This is a genomic window from Agromyces soli, from assembly GCF_022811605.1.
Taxonomy (GTDB): domain Bacteria; phylum Actinomycetota; class Actinomycetes; order Actinomycetales; family Microbacteriaceae; genus Agromyces; species Agromyces soli.
Map to the genome: position 1 here is coordinate 2,514,967 of NZ_CP094533.1, position 21,631 is coordinate 2,536,597.

Genomic DNA, 21,631 nt, shown 5'->3' on the forward strand with positions numbered 1-21,631 from the left:
AGGGAACCAGCGGCCGAGCGCAAGCCCCCGTGGCCGAAGGCGGGCGACTGTTAGCCTGGGCGGGAGCCCGAGGAGGGATCTCCATCACCATGCCGGACGCCCAGACGCCCACCACCACCCGCGGTGTTCGCGCCGCCTACGAGATGATCGTCGTGTCGAACCGGTTGCCGGTCGACTACGTCGAATCCGCCGACGGAACCCCGGGCTGGCGCAGCTCGCCCGGCGGGCTCGTCACGGCCCTCGAACCGGTGATGCGCGCGGAGGACGGCGCCTGGATCGGCTGGGCCGGCGTCGCCGACCGGGAGTTCGAGCCCTTCGCCCACGACGGCATCGAGATCATCCCGGTGCCGCTCACCGCCGACGAGCTCGAGGACTACTACGAGGGCTTCTCCAACGACACCCTCTGGCCGCTGTACCACGACGTCATCGCCCCGCCCTCCTTCCACCGCGAATGGTGGGAGGCCTACGTGCGCGTCAACCGCCGCTTCGCCGACGCCGCGATCGAGGCCGCCGCCGAGGGCGCGGTCGTCTGGGTGCACGACTACCAGCTGCAGCTCGTCCCGAAGATGCTCCGCGAGGCGCGCCCAGACCTCGTCATCGGCTTCTTCAACCACATTCCGTTCCCCGCATACGGCATCTACTCGCAGCTGCCGTGGCGGCGCCAGGTCATCGAGGGGCTGCTCGGCGCCGACGTCGTCGGCTTCCAGCGGGCGGCGGATGCCGGCAACTTCTCGCGTGCGGTGCGCCGGCTCTTCGGCTATGCCACGCGCGGGTCGATCATCGAGGTGCCCGAGGAGGACGGCGAGCTGCGCCGCGTCGTCGCGCGGCACTTCCCGATCTCGATCGACGCCGCAGGCTTCGAGGAGATCGCTCGCCGGCCTGAAGTGCAGGAACGCGCCGCCGAGATCCGCCGCAACCTCGGCGACCCGGACACGATCATGCTCGGCGTCGACCGGCTCGACTACACCAAGGGCATCCGGCACCGGATGAAGGCCTTCGGCGAGCTGCTGCGCGACGGCCGGCTCTCGGTCGAGGACGCCACCCTCGTGCAGGTGGCGAGCCCGTCGCGCGAACGCGTCGAGACCTACCGTCAGCTGCGCGACGAGATCGAGCTCATGGTGGGCCGGCTGAACGGCGACCACGGCGAGCTCGGACATCCCGCGATCTCCTACCTCCACCACGGCTACCCCCGGGAGGAGATGGTGGCCCTCTACCTCGCGGCCGACGTCATGCTCGTCACCGCGCTCCGCGACGGCATGAACCTCGTCGCGAAGGAGTACGTGGCCTGCCGCTTCGACGACGACGGCGTCCTGCTGCTGAGCGAGTTCACCGGGGCATCCGACGAGCTGCGCCAGGCGGTCCTCGTGAACCCGCACGACATCGAGGGCCTGAAGGACGCGATGATCGCCGCCGTCGAGATGCCCAAGGCGGAGCGCGCCAGGCGGATGCGGGCGCTGCGGCGCCGGGTGCAGTCGAACGACGTGGCGAACTGGTCGGCGACGTTCCTCGAGGCGCTCACCGGCGCGGGCAAGATCCCCGCGGGCGTCTCCGACTCCCTCTCCGCCGCGGTTTCCCGGCTCGCCGGCACCGAGCGGCTGCTCGTCGCCCTCGACTTCGACGGCACCCTCGCCCCGCTCGTCGACCGCCCGGAGGACGCGCGGGCCACGGCCAGAGCGCGCGCGGCCGTCGAACGGCTGATCGCGAGCGACGACACCCGCGTCGCCTTCGTGTCCGGCCGCTCCCTCGAGAGCCTGCGCGAGGTCGCCGACCCGCCCGAGGGCGTGCTGCTGAGCGGCTCGCACGGCGTCGAACTGCAGCTCGACGACGGCGGTGTCACGATCGAGCTTCGGGACGTCGAGCACGCGCGCCTCGCGCGCCTGACCGAACTACTGGAGGATGCCGCATCCGAGGCCGACGGCGCCTGGGTCGAGCACAAGCCGGCCGGAGTCGCGCTGCACACCAGGAAGCTGCCGGTCGCCGTGGGCGCCGCCCTGCAGCACGCCGCGCGCGAGCGCATCGAGGACGAGCTGCCGGGAATCACCGTCCGCACGGGCAAGTCCGTCATCGAGTTCGCGGTGCGCTCGAGCGACAAGGGCGAATCGCTCACCCGGGTGCGGCAGTACCTGGGGTCGACGGCGGTGCTCTACGTCGGCGACGACGTCACCGACGAGGATGCCTTCGCGGTCCTCGACGTCGACGACGTCGGCGTGAAGGTCGGGCAGGGCAAGTCGCTCGCCGGCCATCGCGTGCGCGGCACCGAGGACGTCGCGCTGCTGCTCGAGGCCCTCGCGGATGCCCGGGAGGCGGCGCGCGAACACACCTCGCGGTAGCCATAGACTCGATGCATGTCGGAGTTCGATCCCAAACCGCGTAGCCGCACCGTCACCGACGGCATCGAAGCCATGACCAGCCGGGGCATGCTCCGGGCCGTGGGCATGGGGGATGCCGATTGGGACAAGCCCCAGATCGGCATCGCGAGCTCCTGGAACGAGATCACCCCCTGCAACCTCTCGCTGAGCCGGCTCGCGCAGGCCGCGAAGGAGGGCGTCCACTCCGGCGGCGGCTACCCGCTGCAGTTCGGCACCGTCTCGGTCTCCGACGGCATCTCCATGGGCCACGAGGGCATGCACTTCTCGCTCGTCTCGCGCGAGGTCATCGCCGACTCGGTCGAGGTCGTCATGGAGGCCGAGCGCCTCGACGGCTCCGTGCTGCTCGCGGGCTGCGACAAGTCGATCCCCGGCATGCTGATGGCGGCCGCCCGGCTCGACCTCTCCTCGGTCTTCCTCTACGCCGGCTCGATCGCGCCCGGCTGGGTGCGCCTGTCCGACGGCACCGAGAAGGACATCACGATCATCGACTCCTTCGAGGCGGTCGGTGCGGTCAAGGCCGGCACGATGAGCGCCGCCGACGCGAAGCGCATCGAGTGCGCCTTCGCCCCGGGCGAGGGTGCCTGCGGCGGCATGTACACGGCGAACACCATGGCCTCGGTCGCCGAGGCGCTCGGTCTCTCGCTGCCGGGCTCGGCATCGCCGGCCTCCGCCGACCGTCGCCGCGACTACTACGCGCACCGCTCCGGCGAGGCCGTCGTCAACCTGCTGAAGCACGGCATCACCGCGCGGCAGATCCTCACCAAGAAGGCGTTCGAGAACGCGATCGCCGTGGGCATGGCGCTCGGCGGCTCGACGAACATCGTGCTGCACCTGCTCGCGATCGCCCGCGAGGCCGAGGTCGACCTCACGCTCGAGGACTTCAACCGCATCGGCTCGAAGGTGCCGCACATCGGCGACCTCAAGCCCTTCGGCAAGTACGTCATGAACGACGTCGACCGCCGGGGCGGCGTGCCCGTGCTGATGAAGGCCCTGCTCGACGCCGGCCTGCTGCACGGCGACGTGCTCACCGTCACGGGCAAGACCATGGCCGAGAACCTCGCCGAGATGGACCTGCCGCCGCTCGACGGCGAGGTGCTGCACACCCTCGACGACCCGATCCACGAGACCGGCGGGCTCACGATCCTGCACGGCACCCTGGCGCCCGAGGGCGCGGTCGTGAAGACGGCGGGCTTCGACGCGGCCGTCTTCGAGGGCCCCGCGCGCGTGTTCGAGCGCGAGCGCGGCGCGATGGACGCCCTCACCAACGGCGAGATCAAGCACGGCGACGTGGTCGTCATCCGCTACGAGGGCCCCAAGGGCGGCCCCGGCATGCGCGAGATGCTCGCCATCACCGCGGCCATCAAGGGCGCCGGGCTCGGCAAAGATGTACTACTCTTGACGGACGGTCGATTCTCAGGCGGCACAACCGGCCTGTGCATCGGCCATCTGGCACCCGAAGCAGTCGACGCAGGTCCGATTGCTTTGGTGCGCGATGGTGATCTGATTCGGGTCGATATCGCGGCCCGGTCCATCGACCTACTGGTCGACGAGGCCGAGCTGGCCGCCCGCCGTGAAGGCTGGGCGCCGCTTCCTCCGCGCTACACCCGAGGCGTTCTCGCGAAGTACTCCAAGCTCGTGCGCTCCGCTGCCGAAGGCGCGACCACTGGCTGAGTGCTGCGCTCATTCGCACACCCGTTCACCCAGATAGGAATCGCATGCCCACGGAATCCCACCCCGTGCCGTCGCCTGCCCCAGCATCGCCAGGTGCGTCCGAGATCATCACGGGCGCCGAGGCGGTCGTCCGCTCGCTGGAGAATCTCGGCATCACCGACGTGTTCGGTCTGCCCGGCGGCGCCATCCTCCCCGTCTACGACCCGCTGTTCGAGAGCCGCAAGCTCCGGCACATCCTCGTCCGGCACGAGCAGGGCGCCGGTCACGCCGCGCAGGGCTACGCGTCCTCGTCCGGCAAGCTCGGCGTCGCGATCGCGACCTCGGGACCCGGCGCGACGAACCTCGTGACGGCCATCGCCGACGCCCACATGGACTCGGTGCCGCTGCTCGCGATCACCGGTCAGGTCTTCTCCAACCTGATGGGCACCGATGCGTTCCAGGAGGCCGACATCGTCGGCATCACCATGCCGATCACGAAGCACTCCTTCCTCGTGAAGCGCGCCGAGGAGATCCCGGCCACGATCGCGGCGGCGTACCACATCGCCACGACCGGCCGACCGGGCCCCGTCCTCGTCGACATCACGAAGGACGCGCAGCAGAACACCTTCGCGTTCCGCTGGCCGCCGAAGGTCGACCTGCCCGGCTACCGGCCGATCACCAAGGCGCACGGCAAGCAGGTGCTCGCGGCCGCCCAGCTCATCGCCGAGGCCGAGCGCCCGGTGCTGTACGTCGGCGGCGGCGTCATCCGCTCCGGCGCTTCCGCCGAGCTCCTCGAGCTCGCCGAGGCGACGAAGACGCCCGTGGTGACCACGCTGATGGCCCGCGGCGCCTTCCCCGACTCGCACCCGCAGCACCTCGGCATGCCGGGCATGCACGGCACGGTCCCCGCGGTGCTCGCGCTGCAGGAGTCCGACCTCGTCGTCTCCCTCGGCGCGCGCTTCGACGACCGGGTCACCGGCAAGGCGGCGCTCTTCGCCCCGAACGCGAAGGTCGTGCACGTCGACATCGACCCGGCCGAGATCTCGAAGATCCGCACGGCCGACGTGCCGATCGTGGGCGATCTGAAGGACGTGCTCGTCGACCTGCTCGCGGCCTACCGCGACGTGGCCGCGCGCGGCACCGCCGACACCGCCGAGTGGTGGGCGACGCTCGCCGGGCTCCGCAACGAGTACCCGCTCGGCTTCGCGCCGACCTCCGACGGGCTGCTCTCGCCGCAGTACGTCATCAAGCGGATCGGCGAGCTGACCGGTCCCGAGGCGGTCTACGCCGCGGGTGTCGGACAGCACCAGATGTGGGCGGCGCAGTTCATCAAGTACGAGCGCCCGAACGCCTGGCTGAACTCGGGCGGCGCGGGCACGATGGGTTACGCGGTGCCGGCGGCGATGGGCGCGAAGGTCGCCCAGCCCGACCGTCACGTGTGGGCGATCGACGGCGACGGCTGCTTCCAGATGACGAATCAGGAGCTCGCCACGTGCACCCTGAACGACATCCCGATCAAGGTCGCCATCATCAACAACTCCTCGCTGGGCATGGTGCGCCAGTGGCAGACGCTGTTCTACGACGGCCGCTACTCGAACACCGACCTGAACACCGGGCACGACTCGGTGCGGGTGCCCGACTTCGTGAAGCTCGCCGAGGCGTACGGCGCCCTCGGCATCCGCGTCACGAAGGAAGAGGAGGTCGACGAGGCGATCAAGCTCGCGCTCGAGACGAACGACCGCCCGGTCGTCATCGACTTCGTCGTCTCCGCCGACGCCATGGTGTGGCCGATGGTGCCGCAGGGCGTCTCGAACAGCTACATCCAGTACGCCCGCGATCACTCGCCGGCCTTCAGCGAGGAGGACTGACCATGTCGACCCACGTGCTCTCCCTCCTCGTCGAGGACAAGCCGGGTCTCTTGACCCGCGTGGCCGGGCTGTTCGCCCGCCGCGGCTTCAACATCGAGTCCCTCGCGGTGGGCCACTCCGAGATCGACGGGCTGTCCCGCATCACGGTCGTGGTCGACGTCGAGGAGCTGCCGCTCGAGCAGGTCACGAAGCAGCTGAACAAGCTGATCAACGTGATCAAGATCGTCGAGCTCGACCCCGCCCAGTCGGTGCAGCGCGAGCACCTGCTGATCAAGGTGCGCGTCGACAACACGACCCGCTCGCAGGTGCTCGAGGCGGTGAACCTCTTCCGCGCCCGCGTGGTCGACGTGTCGACCGACGCGCTCGTGATCGAGGTCACCGGCGACTCGGGCAAGACCCAGGCGCTGCTCAAGGTGCTCGAGCCCTACGGCATCAAGGAGATCGCGCAGTCGGGTCTCCTCGCGATCGGCCGCGGCGGCAAGTCCATCACCGAGCGCGTCTTCAAGAACTAGCACTCCGCTCCCCGAGCTTGTCGAGGGGAGCAACGACCCGTGGTCCCCTTCGACAAGCTCAGGGGGCCAGACCAACAGAGAAGGAACAGCAATGGCTGAGATGTACTACGACCAGGACGCCGATCTCTCGATCGTCCAGGGCAAGAAGGTCGCCGTCATCGGCTACGGCTCGCAGGGGCACGCGCACGCGCAGAACCTCCGCGACTCGGGCGTCGAGGTCGTCATCGGCCTGAAGGACGGCTCGAAGTCGATCGCCAAGGCCCAGGAGGCGGGCTTCGAGGTGAAGAACGTCGCCGACGCCGCCGCGTGGGCCGACGTCATCGTCATCCTCGCGCCCGACCAGTACCAGCGTCACATCTACGCCGAGTCGGTGAAGGACAACCTGAAGACGGGCGACGCGCTGGTCTTCGGCCACGGCTTCAACATCCGCTTCGGCTACATCGAGGCGCCCGAGGGCGTCGACGTGATCCTCGTCGCCCCGAAGGCTCCGGGCCACACCGTGCGTCGCGAGTTCGTCGCCGGCCGCGGCATCCCGGACATCATCGCGGTCGAGCAGGACGCCACCGGCACCGCCTGGGACCTCGCGAAGTCGTACGCCAAGGCGATCGGCGGCACCCGTGCCGGCGTGATCAAGACGACCTTCACCGAGGAGACCGAGACCGACCTGTTCGGCGAGCAGGCCGTGCTCTGCGGCGGCACCTCGCAGCTCGTGCAGTACGGCTTCGAGACCCTCGTCGAGGCCGGCTACCAGCCGGAGATCGCCTACTTCGAGGTGCTCCACGAGCTGAAGCTCATCGTCGACCTCATGTGGGAGGGCGGCATCGCCAAGCAGCGCTGGTCGGTCTCCGACACGGCCGAGTACGGCGACTACGTCTCGGGCCCGCGCGTCATCGACCCCTCGGTCAAGGAGCGCATGAAGGAGGTCCTCGGCGACATCCAGAACGGCGCCTTCGCGACCCGCTTCATCGCCGACCAGGACAACGGCCAGAAGGAGTTCCTGGAGCTCCGCGCCAAGGGCGAGCAGCACCCGATCGAGACCACCGGTCGCGAGCTGCGCAAGCTCTTCGCCTGGAACTCCTCGGACGACGACGACTACGTCGACGGCGAGGTCGCGCGCTGATCAGGCGCTGAGCCTCGGGGGAGCGGCGCTCCCCACGACCAGGAACGGCCCGCCCCGGTTCTCCGGGGTGGGCCGTTCCGTGTTGGCGGGAGGGCCTGCAGATCGGGCATGGGGGAGCGGTGGAACCGGTGGATCGGCTCCATCTCGAAACATCCGATGTTCCGTGACAGGATGGACGGCGATCGCGGATCGGAAGGACGAGATGACCCCGGATTGGTTCACCGAGGCCCGCTTCGGCCTCTTCGTGCACTTCGGCGCCTACAGCGTGGCGGCCCGGCACGAATGGGTGCAGAACTACGAGCGACTCGACGACGAGGAGTACCGGGAGTACGTCGAGTTCTTCGACCCCGACCGCTTCGACGCGCGCGAGCTCGCGCGCACGGCGAAGGCCGCGGGCGCCGGGTACGTCGTGCTCACGACGAAGCACCACGACGGCTTCGCGCTCTGGGACTCGAAGCTCAGCGACTTCACCTCGATGCGCAGCTGCGGGCGGGATCTCGTGCGGGAGACCGTCGACGCGCTCCGCGAGGAGGGGCTCCGGGTCGGGCTGTACTACTCGCTCATCGACTGGCATCACCCCGACTTCACCGTCGATTGGAACCACCCGCGCCGAGACGACGCGGAGGGCGCCGCTCTCAACGAGGGGCGGGAGATGGCTCGGTACCGCGCGTTCCTGCACGGCCAGGTGGAGGAGCTCCTCACGGGCTACGGCACGATCGACTCCCTCTTCTTCGACTTCACCTACCCGGAGACGAAGCAGGGCTGGGCGGGCAAGCGCGCCGAGGACTGGGATGCCGAGCGCCTGCTCGCCCGGTGCCGCGAACTGCAGCCGCAGATGCTCGTGAACGACCGGCTCGGCATCGACGGCGACTTCGTCACCCCGGAGCAGTACCAGCCGACGAGCCCGATCCTGCGCGACGGCCGGCCGGTGCGCTGGGAGGCCTGCCAGACGACGAACGGCTCCTGGGGCTATCACCGCGACAACGAGGAGTACAAGAGCGCGCCGCTGCTGCTGCGCATGCTCGTCGACTCGGTCTCGATGGACGGCAACATGCTGCTGAACATCGGACCGGACGGGCGCGGCGCGATCCCGCCGCGCGACCGCGAGATCCTCGACGGGATCGGCGAGTGGATGGCCCTGCACGAGCGCGCCGTCGTCGGCGCGGGGCACGCGGGGTTCACCCCGCCGCGGGAGGGCGTCTACACGCGACGCGGCGATCGCCTCTACCTGCATCTGTTCACCTGGCCGCTCGGCTTCGTGCACCTGCCCGGGCTCGCCGGGCGCGTGCGGCACGCGCGGTTGCTGCACGACGGCTCCTGGCTCAGGCGGAGCGTCACCGACCCCGGCCAGGAGGCGCTGCTCACGCAGCCGGCGGGTCAGGCCGACGGCACGCTGACGATCTCGCTGCCCGTGCGCCGGCCCGACGTCGCCGTTCCGGTGATCGAACTCGTGCTCGACGAGGCGGACTGAGATGAGGCATCCGATGTTTCCGCATTCAAACATCGGATGAAAGTTGGCAAATCGCCGGATCGAATGCCATGATTGTGCTCGCACCACCGGTGGACCGGAGCTGTGAGCGAGGAAACACCGGATGAATACTGTTCACTGCCTAGGAGGCGACATTCAATGAAGAAGATCCACGTCGGCGCGGTCGCGGCCGCCGCCGCCGCGGCCCTCGTCATGACGGGCTGCAGCACCGGCGGGGGCGACGCGTCGTCAGACACCGTCGTCATCGACATGTGGGCCGGCAGCCAGTCCGACACGGACGCGCTGAACGCCCAGCTCGAGATCGCGCGCAAGCAGAACCCCGACCTCAAGATCGAACTGCGCACGGCACCATGGGGCGACTTCTTCACGAAGCTCACCACGAACATGGCGTCCGGCAACATGGCGTGCGTCACCGGCATGAACTCGGGCATGCTGTCGAGCTACACCGACGGCTTCCTCGAGCTGAGCGACGCCGACCTCAAGACCGCCGGCATCGACCTCGCCGACTTCTCGGCCGGCGCCGACGAGATCCTGAGCAACAAGGGCACCATGTACGGCGTCCCGTTCGACATCGCGACGATGCTCGTCTACTACAACGCCGACCTCCTCGACGCCGCCGGCGTCGCGCACCCCGAGGCCGGCTGGAGCTTCGACGACTTCGAGGCGACCGCGAAGGCGGCCACGAAGGACGGCAAGTACGGCTTCGCCGTCGGCATGGGCGACTTCCAGTGGCAGGCGCTGCCGATCGCGAAGGCGGGCCAGCAGCCCGTCGAGCAGGACGGCACCCTCGCCCTCACCGACCCGGCCTTCGTCGACGCGGCGAGCTGGTACTCGGGCCTCGTCACCGACGAGAAGGTCGCGGCGCCCGTCGCGAGCGCCTCGGACACCGGCTGGGGCGAGAACCAGTACGCCGGCCAGAACGCCGCGATGGCGGTCGACGGCACCTGGAACGCGGTCAGCTACCTGAACAACGACGCCGGCTTCACCGCGGGCATGACGACGCTCCCGAGCGGTGAGAACGGTTCGCTCGGCCTCATCCTCGGCTCGGGCTTCGGCATCGCGAAGAGCTGCAAGAACCCGGACGCCGCGCTCAAGGTGCTCGGCTCCATGCTGAGCCCCGAGGCGCAGGACTACATCGCCTCGTCCGGCCGCAGCTACCCGGCCCGCACCGCCTCGCAGCCGCTCTACTTCGAGTCGATCGACGAGCAGTTCCGCCCGCAGGTCGAGGAGGTCTTCACCAAGGCCTTCGAGCAGGTGCAGGGCCAGTACGTCAGCGACAACTGGTCGAAGGTCGGCACCTACATCCAGCCGCAGCTCGTGAGCGTCTACAACGGTCAGGAGACCATGGAGAACGTGCTCGAGAGCGCGCAGCAGCAGTTCGGCAAGTAACAGGAACCCCCACGAGATGTCGACCACCACGTACACGCCTCGCAGGGGGACGCTCGCCAGGACCGAGTCCCGTCAGGCGCTGGGCTTCGTCAGCCCGGCCCTGGCGGGCCTCGCCCTGTTCACGATCGTCCCCGTCGTCCTGTCCATCGTGATGGGCTTCTTCAACTGGCCCACCTTCGGTGACAAGGAGTTCGTGGGGTTCGACAACTACGTCCGCCTGTTCACGCAGAGCCCGGACTTCTGGCCGGCGCTGCGCAACACCTTCGTGTTCGCGCTGCTCTACGTGCCGATCAGCGTCATCCTCTCGCTCCTGCTCGCGCTGTCGCTCAGCTCCCGCATCCGCGGGCGCGGCGCGCTGCGGGTGCTGTTCTTCATCCCCGTCGTGACCCCGATGGTCGCGAACGTGCTCGTCTGGAAGATGCTGCTGCAGCCGCAGGGCCTGTTCAACGGACTCGCGCAGAGCTGGTTCGGGGTGCAACTGCCGAACTTCCTCGCCGACCCGCAGTGGGCGATGATCATGGTCGTCGTGATGAGCGTCTGGCAGGGGCTCGGCTACAACATGCTGATCTTCTCGGCGGCGCTCGAGCAGCTGCCCGAGTCGGTCGTCGAGGCTGCGCGCATCGACGGGGCCAAGGGCTTCCGGATGATCTGGAGCGTCATGCTGCCGATGATCTCGCCGTCGATCTTCTTCGCCAGCATCATGACGATGATCACCTCGCTGCAGGTCTTCGCCCAGCCGCAGCTGCTCACCGGCGGCGGACCGGGCAACGCGACCCAGCCGCTCGTGCAGTTCATCTACAACCAGGGCTTCAAGTTCCAGGAGCTCGGCCTGGCCGCGGCGGCCGCGTGGATCCTCTTCGCCATCATCATCGTCCTGACCGCGCTGCAGTTCCGCGCGCAGAAGAAGTGGGTGCACTATGAGCACTGAGCTGATCTCCCCGGTGACCGCGATGGCCGACGCCGAGCACGACGCCGCACCGGTCGAGCCGTCCGAGCGCCGCGGGCGCGCCCCGCTCACGACCGGCGGACGCATCCGCCTCGTCTTCGCCCACCTCGGCGTCTACCTCGCGGCCCTCGTCTTCGTCTCGCCGCTCGTCTACGCCTTCTTCTCGGCGCTGAAGCCCAACTCGGAGATGTTCTCCATGCCGCCGACGCTCGTCGGCTCGGAGCTGCGCTGGTCGAACTTCGCCGACGTGTTCGCGTACGGCCCCTTCCTCACCTACATCGGCAACTCCTTCTTCGTCGCCATCGCCGGCACCCTCGTCGTGCTCGCCGTCTCGACGATGGCGGGCTACGCCTTCGGGCGGCTGCGCTGGAAGGGCCGGGACCTCGTCTTCGTGCTCTTCCTCGGCACCCTGATGGTGCCCCAGGAAGTGCTCGTCATCCCGATGTTCCAGGTCATGCAGTGGCTCGGCTGGGTCGACAGCTACCCGGCGCTGATCTTCCCGTTCGCGTTCACCGCGTTCGGCACCTTCCTCATGCGGCAGTTCTTCCGCGGCATCCCCTTCGAGCTCGAGGAGGCGGCCCGCGTCGACGGCGCCGGCCCCATCCGCTCGTTCCTGCAGATCATCCTGCCGCTCGCGAAGTCCGCGGTCGCCGTGCTCGCGGTCTTCACCTTCCTCTCCTTCTGGAACAGCTACCTGTGGCCGCTGATCGTCACGGTCGACTACGCCTCGCACGGCACGCTGCCGATCGGCCTCGCCTCGTTCTCCGGACTGCAGGGCACCCGCTGGGACCTGCAGATGGCCGCGGCGATCATCTCGATGGTGCCGACGACCGTGCTCGTGATCGCCCTTCAGAAGCATCTGGTCAAGGGCATCGCGATGGCGGGGCTCGGCGGCCGCTGAGCCGCCGAGCCGGCCTCCGGCCTCCGCGACGAGTCCGCCGACCGACCCTCAGACGAAGACGGGACACCCCATGCCTCGCACTCCGCTCGCCGCCGGCATCGACATCGGCGGCACCAAGATCTCCGCGGTCCTCACCGACGACGGCGGCCGTCGCCTGGCGTTCGACCACGTCCCGGCGCCGGCCGCGGCGGGCGGGCCGGCGATGGCGGATGCCGCGGCGGCCCTCGTGCGCCGGCTCGAGGCCGAGGCCGGCGTCGCCGTCGGGCTCGCCGGGGTCGGCGCCGCCGGCGTCATCGACCAGCGCACCGGCACCGTCGTCGCCGCCTCCGCGACCTTCGCCGACTGGGCCGGCTTCCCGCTCGGCTCGGCGCTCGCGGACCGGCTCGGCGTGCCCGTCGCCGTCGACAACGACGTCAACGCCTTCCTCGTCGGCGAACTCCGCTGGGGAGCCGCCCGCGGCCAGGCTGACGTGCTCGGCGTCATGCTCGGCACCGGGGTGGGCGGGGCGATCGCGCTCGACGGCCGACTGTTCGCCGGGCACCGCGGCGCGGCCGGCGAGATCGGGCACACCCCGGGCTACAGCGAACTCGTCTGCACCTGCGGCCGCGTCGGCCATCTCGAGACCCTCGCCTCCGGCCGCTCGATCGAGGCGCGCTACGCGGAGCGCACCGGCGCCGCCGCGCCGACCGTCCGAGGCAGCGAGATCGCGGATCGCGCCCGCGCGGGCGAGCCCGACGCCCTCGCCGTCTTCGACGCCGCCGGGCGCGCGGTCGGCCTTGCGGCCTCCTCGGCCGCCAGCATGTTCGACCTCTCCTTCGTCGTCGTCGGCGGCGGGGTCCGCGCCGCCTGGGATCTGCTCGAGCCCGCCGTCCGCGCCGGGATCGACGGCAACCCGCCCGTCTCCGGCTTCCCGCTCGAAGTGCGCCCCGCCGAACTCGGCGCCGACGGCGTCGTGCTCGGCGCCGCCGCCCTCGCCTTCTCCGACGCGCCGCACACGACTCCCGCCGGCGCCCCCGCTCCGACCGCCCTCGTCACCCACTGAGAGGACCGACCATGCTGAACTTCGAGACCCGCACCGGCCCCGACCTCGGGGCGCTCGCGCCCACGTACCCCGCGAACGCCGTGCCCGAGTGGTACCGCGACGCCAAGCTCGGCTTCTTCGTGCACTGGGGCCTCTACTCGGTGCCCGCCTGGGGCACCGCCCACGGGCCGGGCGGCGTGCCGACCGAGGACGCCTACGCGCATCACCAGTACGCGGAATGGTACGGCAACACGGTTCGCATCGCCGGCAGCCCCACGTGGAAGCGCCACCAGGACGTGTACGGCACCGGCACGAGCTACGAGGACCTCGCCGATCTCTGGGACGCGAGCGCCTTCGACCCGAGCGCCTTCGTCGGCTCGCTCGTCGACGCCGGCGCCCGCTACGTCGTTCCGACGACGAAGCACCACGAGGGCTTCTGCCTCTGGGACACGGCGACGACGCCGTTCAACTCCGCCCGACGCGGGCCGAAGCGCGACCTCATCGCGGAGTTCCACGACGCCACGCGCGCCGCCGGCGCCCGCTTCGGCGTGTACTTCTCGGGCGCGCTCGACTGGCACGTCAGCGACTTCCCGCCGATCGAGTCGGACACCGACCTCTTCCGGTACCGGCGGAACGACGAGCGCTTCGCGCGCTACGCCGCGGCCCAGCTCGAGGAGCTCGTCGAGCGCTTCGGCCCGGACGTGCTCTGGAACGACATCGAGTGGCCCGACGGCGGCAAGGGACGCGAGGAGTACGGCGTCGCCGCCCTCCTCGAGCGCTACTTCGCCCGGGTGCCCGACGGGGTCGTGAACGACCGCTGGGGCGTGCCGTACCACGGCTTCCTCACGCGCGAGTACACGCACGTCGAGCACGCGCTGCCGACGCCGTGGGAGTCCACCCGCGGGCTCGGCTTCTCCTTCGGCTACAACCAGGCCGAGGGGCCGGAGCACTCGCTCTCGGGCGAGGCGCTCGTGCGGCTGCTCGTCGACGTCGTCGCGAAGAACGGCAACCTGCTGATCAACGTCGGCCCGCGCGCCGACGGCTCCATCCCCGAGCTGCAGGCCGCCGCGATGGCTGAGATGGGCGCGTGGCTCCGCCGGAACGGCGAGGGCGTCTACGGCACCCGTCCGTGGCTGCGCGCGGCCTCGGAGCACGGGGCGCCGCTGCGCTTCACGAGCAGTGCGGACGGCGCCTTCGTGCACGCGCTCGACCCGGCGGCGGGCGAGTTCGCCCTGCCCGCCGAGCTCGAGGGCGCGGCCGCCTCGGCGCACTGGCTGGGCGACGGCGGCGCCGTCGAGCTGGCCGTGCGCGACGGCCGGACCATGGTCGCCGTGCCGGAGACGCTGCGCGGTGCGCCGATCGCGGTGCTGGCGGTCGGGGCCTGAGTCAGAGCGCCGCGGAGCGGAGCCACTGCTCGACGCCGGAGACGTGCACCGTCGTCAGCGCCTGGGCGAGCTCCGCGTCGCCGGCCTCGATCGCCTCGAGGATCGCGTGATGCTCGTGCAGGGTGCGGTCGACCGCGTTCTCCTGCGTGATGCCGCGCCAGATCCGCGCGCGGATGGTGTGACTCGAGAGCGAGTCGATGAGGCTCGCGAGGTAGCCGTTGCCGCCCGCCTGGGCGATGCCGGAGTGGAAGTGGAGATCGTGCTCGACCAACTGCTCGACGTTCGCCTGCCGGTCGACGGCGTCGACGGCGTCGCGCAGCAGCTGGATGGCGTCGGCGTCGGCGTTGCGGGCGGCGAGTGCCGAGGCGGCCGGCTCGAGGATGCGGCGCACCGCGAGGATCTCGAGCACCGACTGGTCGTCGTGCAGGTCGACGACGAAGGACATCGCCTCGAGCAGCAGCGAGGGCTCGAGGCTCGTGACGTAGGTGCCGTCGCCGCGCCGCACGTCGAGCACCCGGATGACCTCGAGCGCCTTGACCGCCTCGCGCAGCGAGGAGCGGGAGAGGCCGAGTTGTTCGCTGAGCTCCTTCTCGGGCGGGAGGCGGTCACCGGGGGCCAGCTGACCCCCGGTGATCATCTCCTTGATACGGAGGATCGCTTCATCGGTGACGGCCATGGGGCGATGTTAGCGTGCGCCGGCCGGTCGGAGCCGCAGCGCCTGCATCCCGCCGTCGACGGCGAGCGAGACGCCCGTCGTGGAGCCGGCTCGCGGGCTCAGCAGGTACGCCACCGCGTCGGCGACCTCGGCGGCGGAGACGAGCCGACCGTGCGGCTGGCGGGCCTCGAGCGCGGCGCGCTCGGCGGCGGGGTCGTCGGCCGAGTCGAGCAGGCGACCGACCCACGGGGTGTCGGCGGTGCCGGGGTTGACGGCGTTCACGCGGATGCCCTCGCGCAGGTGGTCTGCAGCCATCGCCAGGGTGAGCGAGAGCACCGCACCCTTGCTCGCACTGTAGAGCGCGCGCTGCGGGAGGCCTGCGGTCGCCGCGATCGACGAGGTGTTCACGATCGCCGCGGCGGGGGAGCGGCGGAGGTACGGGAGGGCGGCACGGCTCGTCCGGGCGATGCCGACGACGTTGATGTCGAGCACGCGGTGCCACTCGGCGTCCTCGTTGGCCGTCACGTCGCCCTGGGCGCCGATGCCCGCGTTGTTCACGAGCAGGTCGAGCCGACCGAAGTGCTCGGCGACCTGCGCGATTCCGGCGCGCACGCTGGCGTCGTCGGCGACGTCGACGGCGACCGCGAGATCGGCGTGCTCGGCGCCCTCCGGGCGCAGGTCGAACACGGCGACCTTGGCGCCGTCGGCGCGCAGGCGTTCGGCGATGGCCGCGCCGATGCCGCTGGCGCCGCCGGTGACGACGGCGACGAGCCCCTCGAGCGGAGCGGTCGATGAGACGTCGGGTGCAGGAGTCATCGTGCGGCCTCCACGTAGTGCTGGCGCTGACGGCCGAGGCCGTCGATCTCGAGCTCGACGACGTCGCCGGCGGCGAGGTAGGGGAAACGGCCGGAGAGCGCGACGCCCTCCGGGGTGCCGGTGAGGATGAGGTCTCCGGGCTCGAGCACGAGGAACTGGCTGAGCTCGTGCACGATCCGGTCGATGCCGAAGATGAGGTCGGCCGTGCGCGAGTCCTGCCGCGGCTCGCCGTTCACCCAGCTGCGGAGGCGCACGTCGTCGGCGTCGACCTCGTCGCCCGTCACGAGCCACGGGCCGGTGGGGCAGAAGCCGGGGCCGCTCTTGCCCTTCGACCACTGGCCGCCGGACACGGCGAGCTGCCAGTCGCGCTCGGAGAGATCGTTGGCGAGCACGAAGCCCGCGATGTGCGCCCGGGCGTCGGCGGGGGAGTCGAGGTACGAGGCGCGCCGGCCGATCACGATGCCGAGTTCGACCTCCCAGTCCGTCTTCGTGCTGCCGCGCGGGATCTCCACCTCGTCGTCCGGGCCGATGACGGTGTTCGGCGCCTTCATGAAGAGCACCAGGTGCTCGGGCGGCAGCGAGCCGGACTCGGCCGCGTGCGCCGCGTAGTTCATGCCGACGCAGTAGACGGCGGACGGTCGGGCGATCGGCGCGCCGACCCGGAGGGTGGTGGCCTCCGGGAGTTCGGGGAGCCCGCCCGCGGCCACGGCCGCCCGCGCGCGTGCCACACCGTCCGCGGCGAGGAAGGCCCCGTCGAGCTCGGCGGTCAGCGGGCGCAGGTCGAGGTGGCGCGCTCCGTCGACGACGACGGGGATCTCGGCTCCTGGGGCTCCGAGGCGGGCGAATCTCATCGGGATCCTTTCGACGGAAGGTCAGCTCTCTCACCCACGGGAATGGGGGCGATTCCGGCATTCTCGCACAATCTGGCCCGCTTGACGCGCCAAACATCGGATGTCTATGCTCAGAGCGCCAGAAAGGACGCCATGACCACGATCGCCGACGTCGTCACCCGCGACATCCGCTTCCCGACCTCTCGCACGCTCGACGGGTCCGACGCCATGAACCCCGATCCCGACTACTCGGCCGCGTACCTCGCGATCCGCACCGACGCCGGCGACGGGATCGAGGGGCACGCCTTCGTGTTCACGATCGGGCGCGGCAACGACGTGCAGGTCGCGGCGATCGACACGCTCCGCGAGCATCTCGTCGGCCGCGACGTCGAGGAGCTGCTCGGCGACATGGGTGCCGCCTCGCGCCTGCTCATGACCGACTCGCAGCTGCGCTGGCTCGGGCCCGAGAAGGGCGTCATGCACATGGCCATCGGCGCCGTCGTCAACGCCCTCTGGGACCTGCGGGCCAAGCGCGCCGGCGAGCCGCTCTGGCTGCACCTCGCACGGCTTTCTCCGGAGGAGCTCGTGTCCCTCGTGGACTTCCGCTACCTCAGCGACGCGCTCACCCCGGCCGAGGCGCTCGCGATCCTCCGCGCCGCGGAGCCCGGCCGCGAGGAGCGCATCGCGACGCTGCTCGAGCTCGGCTACCCGGCGTACACGACGAGCCCCGGCTGGCTCGGCTACTCCGACGAGAAGCTCGAACGCCTCTGCCAAGAGGCCGTTGCCGACGGCTTCCCGCAGATCAAGCTCAAGGTCGGCGCGGATCTCGACGACGACCGCCGCCGCCTCGCGATCGCCCGCCGCACGGTCGGCCCGGGCTACCCGATCGCGATCGACGCGAACCAGCGCTGGGACGTCGCCGACGCCATCGCCTGGGTGCGCGCCCTCGCCGAGTACGACCTCGCCTGGGTCGAGGAGCCCACGAGCCCGGACGACGTGCTCGGCCACGCCGCGATCGCCGAGGGCATCGCGCCCGTGCGCGTCGCGACCGGCGAGCACGTGCAGAACCGCATCGTGTTCAAGCAGCTGCTGCAGGCGCACGGCATGGACGTCATGCAGATCGACGCGGCCCGAGTCGGCGGGGTGAACGAGAACCTCGCCAACCTGCTGCTCGCCGCGAAGTTCGGCGTGCCGGTCTGCCCGCACGCCGGCGGCGTCGGGCTCTGCGAGGCCGTGCAGCACCTCTCGATGTTCGACTTCGTCGCGGTGTCGGGCACGATGGAGGGGCGCATGATCGAGTACGTTGACCACCTCCACGAGCACTTCGTCACTCCCGTCGTCATCGAGCGGGGGCGCTACCTCGCGCCCACGGCCGCAGGTGCGGGCACCGAGATGCTGGCTGCCTCGATCGAGACGCACACCTGGCGCGGCGCACACGCCGAGGCCAGCGCATGAGCCTCGCCCCCGCCCTCGCCGCCCGCATGGGCCGGCTCGGCTACGGCGCCGCCTCGATCGGCAACCTCTACCGCGAGGTGAGCGACGAAGCGGCCGAAGCCGCGCTCGAAGCGGCGTGGGCCGGGGGCATCCGCTACTTCGACACCGCCCCGCACTACGGGCTGGGGCTCTCGGAGCGGCGACTCGGCGCCTTCCTCGGGCGGATGCCCCGGGCCGAGTACGTGCTCTCCACGAAGGTGGGCCGGGTGCTGGAGCCGAACCCCGACTTCGCCGGCGGCGACGACCGGGCCAACGAGTTCGTCGTCCCGGACCGCACGGTGCGCCGCTTCGATCCGAGCGAGGCGGGCGTGCGGCGCAGCATCGAGGACTCGCTCGAGCGCCTCGGCGTCGACCGCATCGACGTCGCCTATCTGCACGACCCCGACGTCTACGATCTCGACCGCGGTCTCGCCGAGGGGCTGCCCGCGCTGCAGCGGCTCCGCGAGGAGGGGCTCGTCGAGGCGATCGGCATCGGCACGAACGACGCCGCGGCCGCCGCGCGCGCCGTGCGCGAGGGCGAGCTCGACGTCGTCATGATCGCCGGCCGCTACACGCTGCTCGAACAGCCCGCGCTCGCGGAGCTGCTGCCGGCGTGCGCGGAGCGCGGGGTCGCGGTGGTGGCCGCCGCAGCGTACAACTCGGGACTGCTCGCGACCGACGAACCCTCCGCTGCCGCGCACTACAACTACGCGCCGCCGCCGGCGGCGATCCTCGATCGTGCTCAGCGGCTCGCCGCGGCCTGCCGGGCGGCTGGTGTGCGGCTGCCGGTCGCGGCACTGCACTTCCCGTTGCAGCACCCCGCGGTGCAGGCCGTCGTCGTCGGCTCCGCGCGCGCTGCGGAGGTGCAGGAGAACCTCGCCCGCTTCGACACCCCCGTGCCCGCGGGCTTCTGGGCCGAACTGCGGGAGGCCGGACTCATCCCGTGACCGTCATCGACGCCCACCTGCACCTCTGGGACCTCGACGCCGTCGAGATCCCGTGGCTCACGCCGGCGCTCGGCCCGCTGCACCGCAGCTTCCGCGCCGAGGAAGCCGCGACGGAGCTGACCGCCGCGGGGGTCGACGCGGCGGTGCTCGTGCAGGCGGCGGACTCGCTCGCCGAGACCCACTGGATGCTGCGCACCGCCGGGGCGAACCCCTGGATCGCCGGCGTCGTCGGCTGGGTGCCCCTCGACGATCACGCCGCCGTCGCAGCGGCCCTCGACGGCGAGCTCGCGGGGGAGACCCGGCTGCGAGGCATCCGCCATCTCGTGCACGACGACCCCCGCGACGAGTTCTTCGCGCTGCCCGAGGTGCGCGCCTCCCTCGGCGAGCTCGCTCGCCGAGGCCTCGCGCTGGACGTGCCGGACGCCTGGCCGCGCCATCTCGCGCGCGCGACCGCCGCGGCCGAGGCGACGCCGGAGCTGACGGTCGTCATCGACCACCTCGCCAAGCCGCCGCTCGGGCGGGAGGGCCTCGACGCCTGGCGCACCGCCCTCGCGGGGGCCGCCGCGCTGCCGAACACGGTTGCGAAGTTCTCCGGCCTGCACCTGCCGGGCACGGTGCTCGACGTGGCGCTCGCCTCGGGGCTGCTGGAGCTCGCGCTCGAGCTCTTCGGCGCCGATCGCGTCATGTACGGCGGCGACTGGCCGATGTCGGTGCCGCACGGCGGCTACGCGCCCACCTTCGCCGCGATGCGCGCAGCCGTCGACCGGCTGAGCCCCGACGAGTCGGCCGCCGTCCTCGGCGGCACCGCCGCCCGGGTGTACCGCCTCACCGACGTCCCGTCCCTACGCACCGCGAGCTGATCGCGCCCCACGAGAGGATCCCCATGCTGCACGGCATCCACCCGCTGCTCACCGGCGAACTGCTCGCCGCCCTCGACCGGCTCGGCCACGGCGACGAGCTCGTCGTCGCGGATGCGAACTTCCCCGCGTACTCGGCCGGCGCGCCGGTCGTCGAGGCGGCCGGCATCGCGTCGCCCGCGCTCGTCGCGGCGATCCGCACCGTGCTGCCGGTCGATGCGTACGAGGGCCCGGCCGTGCTGCTGATGACCTCCGAGGACGAGGAGCCACCGGCCGTGCAGCGCGAGCTCGTGGCGGCAGCGGCGGCGGCGCCGGGCCGGGTCGACTCGCTCGAGCGCTTCGCGTTCTACGAGCGGGCCGCGCAGGCGCGGCTCGTCGTGCGCAGCGGTGAGCTCCGCGCGTACGGCAACCTCATCCTGCGCAAGGGCGTCGTGCGGGCCACGGAGCCGATCGCGCCCGCCGAGTAACGAGCGCTAGTTCGCCGCGGGCGTCTCGGCCGGCTCCTCCTCGGCGGGCGTCTCGGCCGGAGCGTCGCTCGCCGGGGCATCCGTGCCGGCCTTGACGGCCTCGACCTCCGCCTCGGTGTAGCCGCAGTAGTTCACGGCCTCGCTCTCCCAGCGCTTGGTGAGCCGGTCCTTGCCGGCGGCGTGCGCCTCGGCGACCGTGCCCTCGTAGATCTGGTTGTCCTTCGACTCCTTGTTCACGTCGGGCACGTCGGCGCAGACGTGGAACACCGAACCGGACTTCGTCCAGTAGACGAGATCCTCGCCCGTGAGCTGGGCGACGAGATTCGATTCCTCGGTGTACTGCTCGACCGACGGCGGGTTGTAGTCGACGCCGAGCGCGACGGCGCCGCCGCCGATGACGATCGCGATGATGCCCGCGATCGCCTTCTGCTTGCCGTCCAGGTCCTTGTTGGTGAAGATCAGCACGATGAGCGGCAGGAAGGCGATGACCGCGATGATCGCGCCGAGCTGGTTCTGCACGAAGAAGCGCACGGTGTCCTGCTTCGACGCCGGGTCGAGGCGGTTCGCCTTCTTCCACAGCACGGAGCCGGTGATGGCGAGCGCACCGATGACGACGGTGAGCCCGATGAGCAGCCACAGGTTGACCGGGCTCTGCCGGAGCACCCAGAAGATGGCGACGGCCTCGCCCGCGATCGCGAGCAGCCACAGCACGCCCGCGATGATGCGGAAGCGGGTCGCCTTCGCCTTCGCCTCGGGCGTCGGAGTCCAGCCGGGCGCGGGCTCGGCGGCGTCGCCGGACCCGCCCGTCGCGCTCGTGCGTCCGGAGGCGCCCTTCGACGCCGCCGTCTCGACGCGGACGACCTTCTTCTTCCGCTGCTCAGCCACGCGATTCCCTCCAGGCGCTCGATGTCGCGATGAGCCTATTGGACGAGCAGG

The 21,631-nt window shown here is 71.0% G+C and carries 19 protein-coding genes; 15 read left to right on the forward strand and 4 right to left on the reverse strand.

Going from position 1 to position 21,631, the window contains the following annotated elements; genetic code table 11:
• The first annotated feature begins 89 nt into the window (after window positions 1-89).
• The 11 genes from MTP13_RS12090 to MTP13_RS12140 all read left to right on the forward strand — a co-directional run bounded on the left by MTP13_RS12090 (window position 90) and on the right by MTP13_RS12140 (window position 14,650).
• The gene (locus tag MTP13_RS12090) at window positions 90-2,330 is read left to right on the forward strand and encodes a bifunctional alpha,alpha-trehalose-phosphate synthase (UDP-forming)/trehalose-phosphatase (protein ID WP_243567997.1); all 2,241 of its coding nucleotides are present in this window, start codon (window positions 90-92) and stop codon (window positions 2,328-2,330) included.
• Between the two features lie 15 nt (window positions 2,331-2,345).
• On the forward strand, window positions 2,346-4,040 hold the full coding sequence (ilvD, locus tag MTP13_RS12095; RefSeq protein WP_243567998.1) for a dihydroxy-acid dehydratase: 1,695 nt from the start codon (window positions 2,346-2,348) through the stop codon (window positions 4,038-4,040).
• A 44-nt stretch (window positions 4,041-4,084) separates the two neighbouring features.
• A complete protein-coding gene (locus MTP13_RS12100) occupies window positions 4,085-5,887 on the forward strand; it encodes an acetolactate synthase large subunit (RefSeq protein ID WP_243567999.1) in 1,803 nt (600 codons plus the stop codon).
• 2 nt (window positions 5,888-5,889) lie between these two features.
• Window positions 5,890-6,399 (forward strand): acetolactate synthase small subunit, encoded by a 510-nt coding sequence (gene ilvN / locus MTP13_RS12105; RefSeq protein WP_189084689.1) that lies wholly within the window; start codon window positions 5,890-5,892, stop codon window positions 6,397-6,399.
• A gap of 91 nt (window positions 6,400-6,490) precedes the next feature.
• Window positions 6,491-7,519 carry a ketol-acid reductoisomerase gene (gene ilvC / locus MTP13_RS12110; protein WP_243568000.1) on the forward strand — a complete coding sequence of 343 codons (1,029 nt, stop codon included), beginning with the start codon at window positions 6,491-6,493 and terminating at the stop codon, window positions 7,517-7,519.
• 202 nt (window positions 7,520-7,721) lie between these two features.
• Window positions 7,722-8,990, forward strand: a complete 1,269-nt coding sequence (locus tag MTP13_RS12115) for an alpha-L-fucosidase (protein WP_243568001.1) — start codon at window positions 7,722-7,724, stop codon at window positions 8,988-8,990.
• A gap of 156 nt (window positions 8,991-9,146) precedes the next feature.
• Window positions 9,147-10,397: an ABC transporter substrate-binding protein gene (locus tag MTP13_RS12120; protein WP_243568002.1), complete on the forward strand. Its 1,251-nt coding sequence runs from the start codon at window positions 9,147-9,149 to the stop codon at window positions 10,395-10,397.
• A 16-nt stretch (window positions 10,398-10,413) separates the two neighbouring features.
• The gene (locus MTP13_RS12125) at window positions 10,414-11,325 is read left to right on the forward strand and encodes a carbohydrate ABC transporter permease (RefSeq protein ID WP_189084693.1); all 912 of its coding nucleotides are present in this window, start codon (window positions 10,414-10,416) and stop codon (window positions 11,323-11,325) included.
• Window positions 11,315-12,244, forward strand: a complete 930-nt coding sequence (locus MTP13_RS12130) for a carbohydrate ABC transporter permease (RefSeq protein WP_243568003.1) — start codon at window positions 11,315-11,317, stop codon at window positions 12,242-12,244. The genes MTP13_RS12125 and MTP13_RS12130 overlap by 11 nt, the downstream gene beginning before the upstream one ends.
• Window positions 12,245-12,314: 70 nt before the next feature.
• Window positions 12,315-13,286, forward strand: a complete 972-nt coding sequence (locus MTP13_RS12135; RefSeq protein ID WP_243568004.1) for an ROK family protein — start codon at window positions 12,315-12,317, stop codon at window positions 13,284-13,286.
• 11 nt (window positions 13,287-13,297) lie between these two features.
• Entirely contained in the window at window positions 13,298-14,650 is a 1,353-nt protein-coding gene (locus MTP13_RS12140) for an alpha-L-fucosidase (RefSeq protein ID WP_243568005.1), read from the forward strand.
• A gap of 1 nt (window position 14,651) precedes the next feature.
• Here MTP13_RS12140 and MTP13_RS12145 read toward each other — a convergent pair whose 3' ends face one another.
• The 3 genes from MTP13_RS12145 to MTP13_RS12155 are packed head-to-tail and all read right to left on the reverse strand — an operon-like array spanning window position 14,652 to window position 16,972.
• The gene (locus tag MTP13_RS12145; protein WP_243568006.1) at window positions 14,652-15,326 is read right to left on the reverse strand and encodes a FadR/GntR family transcriptional regulator; all 675 of its coding nucleotides are present in this window, start codon (window positions 15,324-15,326) and stop codon (window positions 14,652-14,654) included.
• A 9-nt stretch (window positions 15,327-15,335) separates the two neighbouring features.
• Window positions 15,336-16,121 carry an SDR family NAD(P)-dependent oxidoreductase gene (locus tag MTP13_RS12150; protein ID WP_243568007.1) on the reverse strand — a complete coding sequence of 262 codons (786 nt, stop codon included), beginning with the start codon at window positions 16,119-16,121 and terminating at the stop codon, window positions 15,336-15,338.
• Window positions 16,118-16,972 (reverse strand): fumarylacetoacetate hydrolase family protein, encoded by an 855-nt coding sequence (locus MTP13_RS12155; protein WP_243568008.1) that lies wholly within the window; start codon window positions 16,970-16,972, stop codon window positions 16,118-16,120. Before MTP13_RS12155 ends, MTP13_RS12150 begins: the two co-directional genes overlap by 4 nt.
• 132 nt (window positions 16,973-17,104) lie before the next feature.
• Between MTP13_RS12155 and MTP13_RS12160 the strand changes: the two genes are divergently transcribed.
• Genes MTP13_RS12160 through MTP13_RS12175 form a run of 4 tightly spaced genes read left to right on the forward strand, consistent with a single transcriptional unit; the run spans window position 17,105 to window position 20,695 of the window.
• Window positions 17,105-18,406 carry an enolase C-terminal domain-like protein gene (locus tag MTP13_RS12160; protein ID WP_243568009.1) on the forward strand — a complete coding sequence of 434 codons (1,302 nt, stop codon included), beginning with the start codon at window positions 17,105-17,107 and terminating at the stop codon, window positions 18,404-18,406.
• Window positions 18,403-19,371: an aldo/keto reductase gene (locus MTP13_RS12165; protein ID WP_243568010.1), complete on the forward strand. Its 969-nt coding sequence runs from the start codon at window positions 18,403-18,405 to the stop codon at window positions 19,369-19,371. Before MTP13_RS12160 ends, MTP13_RS12165 begins: the two co-directional genes overlap by 4 nt.
• Window positions 19,368-20,231: an amidohydrolase family protein gene (locus MTP13_RS12170; protein ID WP_243568011.1), complete on the forward strand. Its 864-nt coding sequence runs from the start codon at window positions 19,368-19,370 to the stop codon at window positions 20,229-20,231. The genes MTP13_RS12165 and MTP13_RS12170 overlap by 4 nt, the downstream gene beginning before the upstream one ends.
• 23 nt (window positions 20,232-20,254) lie before the next feature.
• Window positions 20,255-20,695 carry an RbsD/FucU family protein gene (locus tag MTP13_RS12175; protein ID WP_243568012.1) on the forward strand — a complete coding sequence of 147 codons (441 nt, stop codon included), beginning with the start codon at window positions 20,255-20,257 and terminating at the stop codon, window positions 20,693-20,695.
• Between the two features lie 6 nt (window positions 20,696-20,701).
• Here the strand turns inward: MTP13_RS12175 and MTP13_RS12180 are convergent, their stop codons facing one another.
• Complete coding sequence (locus MTP13_RS12180) at window positions 20,702-21,580, reverse strand: hypothetical protein (protein ID WP_243568013.1); 879 nt, start codon at window positions 21,578-21,580, stop codon at window positions 20,702-20,704.
• Between the last annotated feature and the right edge of the window lie 51 nt (window positions 21,581-21,631).